The organism is Micromonospora yasonensis, assembly GCF_026013475.1.
GTDB classification, from domain to species: domain Bacteria; phylum Actinomycetota; class Actinomycetes; order Mycobacteriales; family Micromonosporaceae; genus Micromonospora; species Micromonospora yasonensis.
Map to the genome: position 1 here is coordinate 1 of NZ_JAPDPH010000297.1, position 7,280 is coordinate 7,280.

Here is a 7,280-nt window from a genome sequence, read left to right on the forward strand (position 1 = left end):
CCCGCCTGCCGGAGGGCTTCCTCGCGGTCGCCGACGCGGTGTGCAGTTTCAACCCCGCGTACGGACAGGGCATGACGGTGGCCGCGGCGGAGGCGATGGTGCTGCGCGACTGCCTGCGGCAGGGCCGGCGGAACCTGCCGCGCCGGTTCTTCGCGGCGGCGGCGAAGGTGGTGGACGTGCCGTGGGACATGGCCGTCGGCGCCGACCTGCGTCACCCGGCGGTCGTCGGCCCGCGCAGCCGACGGACCCGTTTCCTCAACGGGTACGTCGCCCGGCTGCATGCCGCCGCCCCGCGGCACCCGGTCGTCGGGCGGCGCTTCCTGAGCGTGGCCAACCTGATGACGCCGCCGCCGGGGTTGTTCGCGCCGGGGATCGTCGCCCGGGTGCTCCGGTCCGGCCGGCGCACCACGCCTCAGGTGGTCGGGCCGGAGCCGGCGGCGCGGGTCGGGGAGCTGGTCGCTCGGTGAGCCGCGGCGGTCAGCGTTCCGCGACGGGGGTGCCGAGCCGACCGTCGACCACCTGGCGGTCGGCGAGCGGTCTGTCCAGCCGGAACCGGATGCGCCGGGACTCCGCGACGTCGCCACCGGACCACGACCAGCGGTTGGGCGGCCGCATCGAGACGTGCAGGACGACCGTGCCGGCGTCCTCGTCGGCCGTCGCCCGGTGCAGCACGAAGTCCGGGTAAGTCTCGATGAGCGCCACGATCACCCGGGGATCTTCCGTGCGGTCGTAGGCCTGGACCGAGACCTGCTCGGAGATCGGCCGGGGCAGGTCGCGGATCACGGGCACCGCGCCGACCGCGAGCACGGCCAGGAGCACGAGGGCCCCGGTCCGGGGACGCCACCACCGCTTCATCGTCGCCTCCTAGGGGAGCAGTCCGGCCCGGCGGGCGGCCACCACGACCTCCAACCGGGTGTGCGCGTCGAGCTTGCGCATCGCCGAGCGCAGGTAGCTCTTCACCGTCTCCGGGCGCAGCCCGAGCTGCTCGGCCACGTCGACGTTGGTGCAGCCCAGCGCCACGCAGGCCAGCACGTCGGTCTCCCGGGGCGAGAGGGCCACCGCCGAGGGTGGCCGGTCCGGCCGGGCGACCGCCCCGGCCAGCCGGTCGGCGACCGCGTCGAGGCGGTCCCGCAGCTCCGGGTCGTCGATCCGGCGCAGCAGGCCGCGCAGCTCGGCGTGCGCCTGCCGGACCTGCTCCCATTCCGGCCCGGCCGGCTCACCCTCGGGCGGGATGGCTCGCAGCGTGGTGAGCGCGGCCCGGGCGGCGTCGGTATCGGTGAGGCGACGCTCCAGGTCGCGGGCCACGTCCATGGCGGCGGCGACCAGCCGGTCACCGAGGGTGAGTCGCTGGCGTACCGCGCCGTAGAGCACCGCGCGGACCTCCCGGCGTACCACCACCGGCACGGCGACCACCGAGCGCAGCCCCTCGGCGCCGACCGGGCCGTCGTACTCGTGGCTGATCGTGCGGGCCAGAGGGTAGTCGTTCACTCGTAGCGGCAGGCCGAGCGCGAGGGCCTTGCCGCCGAGCCCGGCGCCGGCGTGGATGGCCAGCCCGCGCAGCGCCGCCGTGGTGGTGCCGGACAGTTCGGTGATGGTCATCCGGCTCGCGGGCCGCACCAGGCCGCCGAACGCGACCGGCAGGCCGGTGCCCCGGCGCAGGGTGAGCAGCGCGCTGCGGAGCTGGTCGGCGTCGTCGCGCGGATACAGCTTCGGCACCGTCCCCACCTCCCTGCCGGCCACCCCCGTCCGGGGGTGGTGAGACCTGCGTCACCCGATCGAGGATCAGCGTACTGCGCGCGGCGCCGTCCCCTGCTGGCCGCGCCTGGTGACAGGAAGGACACCCCCATGGCCACCGCCGGCACCCAGGCCTTCCGCGAGGCGCGCGACTTCCTGCTCGCGCACCGCGAGGACCACGAGACCGCGTACGAGAAGTTCCGCTGGCCGCGACTGGACGAGTTCAACTGGGCGTTGGACTGGTTCGACGTGCTCGCCGACGGCAACGACACCCCGGCACTCTGGATCGTCGAGGCGGACGGGGGAGAGGGCCGCTGGTCGTACGCGGAGCTGTCCCACCGCTCGAACCAGGTGGCGAACTGGCTGCGCGCCCGGGGCGTACGGGCCGGGGACCGGCTGATCCTCATGCTCGGCAACCAGCTGGAACTGTGGGAGACCATCCTCGCCGCGATCAAGCTGCGCGCGGTGATCATCCCGGCCACGCCGCTGCTCGGTCCGGCGGACCTGGCCGACCGCCTCGCGCGCGGTGCCGCGCGGCACGTGGTGGTCGGGACGGAACACACCGGCAAGTTCGCCGAGGTGCCGGGCGACTACACCCGGATCGCGGTCGGCGCGCCGGTCGACGGCTGGCACGCCTACGCCGACGCGTACGCCGAGGACGGCGGGTTCACGCCGGACGGGCCGACCCGGGCGGGCGACCCGCTGCTGCTCTACTTCACCTCCGGCACCACCGCCCGGCCGAAGCTGGTCGAGCACACCCACGCGTCGTACCCGGTGGGGCACCTGTCCACCATGTACTGGATCGGGCTGCGTCCGGGCGACGTGCACCTGAACATCTCCTCGCCGGGCTGGGCGAAGCACGCCTGGAGCAACGTCTTCGCGCCGTGGAACGCGGGCGCCACGGTCTTCGTCTACAACTACTCCCGGTTCGACCCGAGCGGGTTGATGGCCGCGATGGACCGGTGCGGCGTGACCAGCTTCTGCGCCCCGCCGACGGTCTGGCGGATGCTCATCCAGGCCGACCTGACCCAACTCAGCAAGCCGCCGCGCGGCGTGGTGGGCGCGGGGGAGCCGCTGAACCCGGAGGTGATCGAGCAGGTCGAGGCGGCCTGGGGGATGACCGTCCGGGACGGGTACGGGCAGACCGAGACCACCGCGCAGATCGGCAACCCGCCCGGGGCGCCGGTGAAGCCCGGCTCGATGGGACGGCCGCTGCCCGGGTACGTGGTGACCCTGGTCGACCCGGTGACCGGTGAGCCGGGCGACGACGGGGAGGTCTGCCTGGACCTGGCCCGCCGGCCGACCGCGTTGATGGTCGGCTACCACGGTGACGACGAGCTGACCGCCAGCGCGATGCGCGACGGCTTCTACCACACCGGGGACATCGCCTCCCGGGACGCCGACGGCTACCTGACCTACGTGGGGCGTACCGACGACGTGTTCAAGGCGTCGGACTACCGGGTGTCGCCGTTCGAGCTGGAGAGCGTGCTGCTGGAGCACGAGGCGGTGGCCGAGGCGGCGGTGGTGCCGTCGCCGGACCCGGTGCGGCTGGCCGTGCCGAAGGCGTACGTGGTGCTCGCGCCCGGCTGGGAGCCCACGGCGGAGACGGCGGCGGCGGTGTTCGCGCACTCGCGCGCTCGGCTGGCCCCGTACCTGCGGGTGCGGCGGTTGGAGTTCGCGGAGCTGCCGAAGACCATCTCCGGGAAGATCCGCCGGACCGAGCTGCGCGCCGCCGAGCGGGACAAGCACGCCGACGGGCGGCCGGCCGGCGAGTACCGCGAGGAGGATTTCCGGTGAGCCAGCCCGCGTGCGCCAGCGGGGTCTGCGAGGCGGACCTGCCGCGGAGGAATGGGTAAATCGCCAGCCGATCCGGATCATGTCGGCCTAGATTGGCCGGGTGGTGGAGACAGGTGCCGTGGTCGACCGGGTGCTGACCGACCGGGGTGAGCTGGTCCTCCGGCAGGTCGGCGAGCACTTCGAGATCGTCAGCAACGGGGTGTTCCTGATGGACACCCGGGCCGGGACGTCGGAGCGACTGCTCCTGCGGGAGGCGCTGGCGCTCGTGCGTCCGGGGGCGCGGGTGCTGATCGGCGGGCTGGGTGTGGGTTTCTCGCTGGCCGAGGCGGCGGCCTCCGGCGTGCCGGCGGAGATCGTGGTGCTGGAGATCGAGGAGACGCTCGTCGCGTGGCACCGCGGCCACCTGGCCGAGGTCAGCGGCAGCGCCCTGCGCGATCCCCGGGTACGGGTCGTCAACCAGGACATCCTGGCCTGGCTGCGGGGCACCGATGAGGTCTTCGACGCGATCTGCCTGGACGTGGACAACGGCCCCGACTGGACGGTGTTCCCGGGCAACGCCGCGCTGTACGACGCGGACGGCATCGCCCTGCTGCGGGACCGACTCGCCGACGGCGGGGTACTGGCCGTCTGGAGCGCCTCGGCCGCACCCGCGTACGCCGCCCACCTGGCGGCGGTGATCGGTCCGCTCAGCACGCACCTCGTACCGGTGCCGCGCGGTGAACCGGACGTGGTCTACCTGGCCCGCCGCGCCCCGGCCGGGTCGGACGGGAGCCTCCGCTGACCGGTCATCCGGCCGGCCGTACCCCGGCTGCCTCGCCGACGAGAACTGCCGGGGTCACTCGCCGATGCGTCCGTCGACGAGTTCGCGGACGATGTCGAGGTGGCCGGCGTGCCGGGCGTACTCCTGCAGCACGTGGAAGAGGATGGCGCCGAGGGTGGGTCGGGCGGCCGGGTCGGTGAACCGGCCGCCCAGCGCGGCGGGGGTCGCCAGCGGCGTCGACTCGACGATCTCCCGGGTCCGCTCCCCGCCCCGGTGCAGGGCGGCCACCAGGTCGGTCACGGTCTCGTCCGGGCCGACGTGCCAGCGGTCGTCGGTCCGGTCGCCCCACGGGTCCGGCACCGGTTCGCCGAGGAAGCCCCAGAGCAGCCAGCGTCGTTCCATGAAGGTCAGGTGCTTCACCAGCTCCACCGGTGTCCAGCCGGACGGCACCCGGGCGGTGCGGGCCTGCGTGTCGGTCAGCCCGGCGAGCCGGTCGGCGACCGTGTCCCGGTAGTAGTCGAGGTAGGCGAGGAACAGTGCCGGCACGTCCGTGGACGGGCCGGGCTCCGGAAACGGTACGCGCATGACGGGCAGTATGCCCGACGGTGCACCCGATCGGCCGATCGACTGCCACGAATGCGAAGGCCTAAAGTCAGATCGCTCAATGCTGTGACCTCGTGACACGGGGTGAATCGACGGGTCGGAAGCAGCGAGGAGACATCATGACCAGCAGGGTTCGTCCCGCGCGCCGCGCCGCCTGCGTGGCCGTCGTCGCCGTCCTGGCCACCGGCCCGCTCATGGTCGCGCCGGCGGCGGCACAGGCCGCGGCCGGCACCGCGTCGCCGGAGTCCGTCCTGACCTGGGACCGACACGCCGAGACGGCGATCTGGGACGTCGCGCGCCAGGCACCGCAGGTCCAGTCGCGCGGCGCGGCGATGGTGCACGGCGCGGTCTACGACGCGGTGAACGCCATCGCCGGCCGCCCCTACCAGCCCTACCTCACCGCGCCGCCCGCCGACGGGTCCGAGTCCGTCGACGCCGCCGTGGCCGCCGCCGCGTACCGGGTGCTCGACGCGACCTTCCCGGACCAGCACGCCGCCCTCACCGCACGGTACGACGAGTCGCTCGGCGCGATCCCGGACGGCCGCGCGAAGCGACGCGGGATCGAGGTCGGCACGCAGGCCGCCGCCGCGATGATCGACGCCCGCCGCGACGACGGCGCGTTCGGACCGCAGACCTTCCCGGGTGGGGACCGAGCCCGGGCAGTGGCGACCGACGCCGCCGGCCTACGCCAACGACGGTGGCTGGGTCGGCCACATGAGGCCGTTCGTGCTGCCCCGCGCCTCGATCTTCCGCACCTCCGGCCCACCGGCGCTCACCAGCGCCCAGTACGCCCGGGACTACGACGAGATCAAGGCGGTGGGCTCGGCCACCAGCACGGTCCGCACGGCCGACCAGACCGAGGCGGCGATCTGGTGGCACGACCGGCGGCTCGGCGAGTGGGAGATCAAACGACAGCTCGTCACCAGCCAGCGGCTCGACGCCCTGCAGGCCGCCCGCATGTTCGCCCTGGTGGACGTCGCCGAGGCGGACGCCGTCATCGCCTGCTTCAACGAGAAGGAGGCGTGGAACCGGTGGCGACCGATCACCGCGATCCGGCTCGGCGACACCGACGGCAACCCCGCCACCGCCGCCGACCCCAGCTGGACGCCGCTGCTCGTCACACCACCCCACCCCGACTACACGTCCGGCCACACCTGCAACACCGGCGCCACCATGTCGGCGCTGGCGTACTTCTTCGGCCGGGACGACATCTCCTTCAGCGCCTACAGCGCGGACTCCGGCACCCGCCGGTACTTCAGCAGCTTCTCCCAGGCGCTCACCGAGGTGATCGACGCCCGGGTGTGGGGCGGCATCCACACCCGCACCGCCGACGTGCAGGGGGCGCGGATCGGCCTGGACACCACGGCGTACGTGGTCCGGCACCAGTTCCGGCCCCGCGGCTGAGGCGTACCCTCAGCCGTCCGCTACCGGCGTCAGCGACGCTCCTGGTCACCACGCCTGACCGCGCCGCCCAGTTCTGCGGTCACCCGCTCATGCAGCGCCGTCAGCGTCGGGCTGACCGTCGTGGTCAGCGGCACCGGATCGGCCAGCCGGCGCGCCGGCTCCGGTAGCCAGGCGAGATCGGCGTCGAAGCGGCCACGGGCGGCGCGGACCGCCTCGGCGGGGTCGGCCCTGTCGAGGCGGCGGCCCTTGCGCATGACCGGCACCAGCAGGGGCTCGCGGCCACCCGGCGGCTCGTCGCGCAGTCCCACCACGTCCCCGTGCGCGCCGGTGGGATCACGGAAGACCTGCTTGGGAGCGGGCAGCGTGGCCTTGCCCGGGGACAGCTTGAGCACCGGCCGGTCACCGTAGGCGACCAGCTTGTAGGCGCTGTCCAGCGACGGCGCGTCGTACGAGACACCCATCTTGGTGCCCACGCCGTACCCGTCGATCGGGGCGCCTTCGGCGACGAGCCCCGCGATGACGTTCTCGTCGAGGCTGCCGCTGGCGACGATCGTGGCCTGCCGCAGCCCGGCGTCGTCCAGGATCGCCCGGGTCTGCCGGGCCAGTGCCCCGAGGTCTCCGGAGTCGAGCCGTACGCCGACCGGCCCGGTCAACCCGAGCTCGGTGATGACGTCGACGGCGGCCCGGACGCCGGCCGGCGTGTCGTAGGTGTCGACCAGGAAGATCGGGTTCGTGGGGTAGTCGGCGGCGAACGCCCGGAACGCCGCCCGCTCGTGGGGGAACGCCTCGACGTACGAGTGGGCCATCGTCCCGGACGGGGCGAGTCCGTACCGCATGGCGGCCTCGACGTCACTGGTCGCGGCGAAGCCGGCGATGGCCGACGCCCGCGCCACCGCCGCGCCCGCCTCGATGCCGTGACCCTGCCCGGCGCTGCCGTCGCGGAGAATGCCCGGTTGAGCAGCAGTGCCAGCCCGAGCGGGAC

The 7,280-nt window shown here is 73.9% G+C and carries 7 protein-coding genes and 1 pseudogene; 4 read left to right on the top strand and 4 right to left on the bottom strand.

Going from position 1 to position 7,280, the window contains the following annotated elements; all coding sequences use genetic code 11:
- Positions 1-467: pseudogene (locus ONA70_RS33245) on the top strand (FAD-binding monooxygenase); the annotation flags it as partial.
- Positions 468-477: 10 nt separating this feature from the next.
- Here the strand turns inward: ONA70_RS33245 and ONA70_RS33250 are convergent.
- Both ONA70_RS33250 and ONA70_RS33255 read right to left on the bottom strand, forming a co-directional pair.
- A complete protein-coding gene (locus ONA70_RS33250; RefSeq protein ID WP_265010444.1) occupies positions 478-855 on the bottom strand; it encodes a hypothetical protein in 378 nt (125 codons plus the stop codon).
- Positions 856-864: 9 nt separating this feature from the next.
- Positions 865-1,716: a helix-turn-helix transcriptional regulator gene (locus ONA70_RS33255; protein ID WP_265010445.1), complete on the bottom strand. Its 852-nt coding sequence runs from the start codon at positions 1,714-1,716 to the stop codon at positions 865-867.
- A gap of 129 nt (positions 1,717-1,845) precedes the next feature.
- Between ONA70_RS33255 and ONA70_RS33260 the strand changes: the two genes are divergently transcribed.
- On the top strand, positions 1,846-3,531 hold the full coding sequence (locus ONA70_RS33260; RefSeq protein WP_265010446.1) for an AMP-binding protein: 1,686 nt from the start codon (positions 1,846-1,848) through the stop codon (positions 3,529-3,531).
- A gap of 100 nt (positions 3,532-3,631) precedes the next feature.
- The gene (locus ONA70_RS33265; protein WP_265010447.1) at positions 3,632-4,312 is read left to right on the top strand and encodes a spermine/spermidine synthase domain-containing protein; all 681 of its coding nucleotides are present in this window, start codon (positions 3,632-3,634) and stop codon (positions 4,310-4,312) included.
- Positions 4,313-4,366: 54 nt separating this feature from the next.
- Here ONA70_RS33265 and ONA70_RS33270 read toward each other — a convergent pair whose 3' ends face one another.
- The gene (locus tag ONA70_RS33270; protein ID WP_265010448.1) at positions 4,367-4,876 is read right to left on the bottom strand and encodes a DinB family protein; all 510 of its coding nucleotides are present in this window, start codon (positions 4,874-4,876) and stop codon (positions 4,367-4,369) included.
- A 660-nt stretch (positions 4,877-5,536) separates the two neighbouring features.
- On the opposite strand from ONA70_RS33270, the gene ONA70_RS33275 reads away from it, so the two are divergent.
- Positions 5,537-6,298, top strand: coding sequence for a vanadium-dependent haloperoxidase (locus tag ONA70_RS33275; RefSeq protein WP_265010449.1), 762 nt, complete (start codon positions 5,537-5,539; stop codon positions 6,296-6,298).
- A gap of 29 nt (positions 6,299-6,327) precedes the next feature.
- Here the strand turns inward: ONA70_RS33275 and ONA70_RS33280 are convergent.
- A partial coding sequence (locus ONA70_RS33280; protein ID WP_265010450.1) for a nicotinate phosphoribosyltransferase occupies positions 6,328-7,280 on the bottom strand: 953 nt, incomplete at its 5' end.